Raw genomic sequence first — 1,566 nt, 5'->3', positions numbered from 1 at the left:
AGAAGCGGGAATCATTGGCAGATTCGTGGTCAACGATCACGCCCTAACTATTCATTCGAGGCGGACGGCTTCGCCGCCGCTCAATTCCAGCGTTATGCGGCTTGATCTTTCGATGGCATGAAATGAGGTGCGTATTCCATAGCCATCGGCCTTTTTCATCGTGCTGCAGATTTCTCGAGCGGCGCATGTAGTTCGTGAGCTTGTACGTCTCGCCGCAATACGGGCATGGGCCTATCGTCTTGCTTCCACTCGGTTGTGACACTTTGAGCTCCTTCGTTGCGCCGCATAACACGTAGGTCGAGCCGACCGCTTTCAGCGGCGGCTCACCACTGGGTTAGATGTGGGGGTTTTCGTGCGCACTTTTATGCTTTTCTTTATGGCAGCTCTCCTACTTTGCACTGCGGCGCAAGCTACGCAGCCTTATTCTGAGCAGTTTTCCGCCAAGTTCAAGGCAGCGGTAGACAATGCAATGAGCCAACCGACTGCTGATGGCCGGACTCGGCTTCTAACGGAGGCCATGCGCGGCGGGACCGACAGCGAAGTGTTTTTTGTCTTTCCGCTGCTTTTTCCTCGCAGGGTCATAGATGCTGCTCAAAATACGCATGTATGCGTTGTTGAGATCTCGTCTTCAATCAATAACGGCAAAGCGTACTTGGCTACCGCTCCGGCTGAGCAGGAAGATTTTCCTCGCGCGCAGGCAAAGAAAATTCGCTCTGACACAGATCGCCTGATCATGTGTCTTGACCAATACTATGCCAATGGCCAGTTGCGAATTCCTTCGCAATCATCTAACTGATCGTTCAAGGCGGACGGCTTCGCCGCCGCTTAACTCCAGCGTTAGGCAGCAAACATGGAAGGTTCTCGCAATCACATCTGCCAACTCCTCGACCAGCTCGTGGGCGCGCTTTCCTCGCCACTGACAGGCGCGGCTCGCGCGGATGGATGGACCGAGGTTGTCCAAGCCAAGTGGCTTCACGTCTTCCAGGACATGCGCGCGTCAGTCGCCTCTGGCCGTAGCATCCCAAAGGCATCTATCTCGCGCGCTTTGGATCATGACGGGGTCGTTGCCGGTCCTGTGCTCGAAATGGCGGCAACGCTTAGCAATCTAGTTCGTCAGGCAGGCACCTCGCATGCCTAACATCTCGTTCAAGGCGGACGGCTTCGCCGCCGCTTAACTCAAGCGTTAGGCCTCAAGAGCTAAATGACGTCCTTGGTCATCCATCGATGGGTTCCTGAACAGAGCTGGGCAGGTCCCAACAGCTGGCCGCTCGCTGCCTTCTGCGCTCGCATCCAACAATGCACGTCCCTGCGTGGCACGGAACTAAAGCGAGTCGCTCGCCGTGTCATGAAGCGGGAGCCCGTGACCCTGGAGCTTGTCAGTGTCGAGTCGGCAGGGGCTCTGTTGCACACCCTTGAGTCACTCGGTGCGCAGGTAACGGTTCAATAGGCAGGCCTTCGCAAGCCTAACCACTCGTTCAAGGCGGACGGCTTCGCCGCCGCTTAACTCCAGCGTTGAGGCTGTAGAAAAAGCCCTTTCCACGGATGGATAGACGGCCAAAATGACAG

The 1,566-nt window shown here is 56.3% G+C and carries 1 protein-coding gene; it reads left to right on the top strand.

What is annotated here, in order from left to right; genetic code table 11:
• Nucleotides 1-352: 352 nt before the first annotated feature.
• Nucleotides 353-796 carry a hypothetical protein gene (locus tag RHOOR92_RS19675; protein ID WP_155950238.1) on the top strand — a complete coding sequence of 148 codons (444 nt, stop codon included), beginning with the start codon at nt 353-355 and terminating at the stop codon, nt 794-796.
• The last annotated feature ends 770 nt before the right edge of the window (nt 797-1,566 follow it).

Origin of the sequence: Rhodanobacter sp. OR92, assembly GCF_000427545.1 — a bacterium.
Lineage (GTDB): Bacteria > Pseudomonadota > Gammaproteobacteria > Xanthomonadales > Rhodanobacteraceae > Rhodanobacter > Rhodanobacter denitrificans.
Note: the sequence above shows the minus strand (reverse complement) of the source record. Positions and strands in the feature narration are given on the sequence as shown.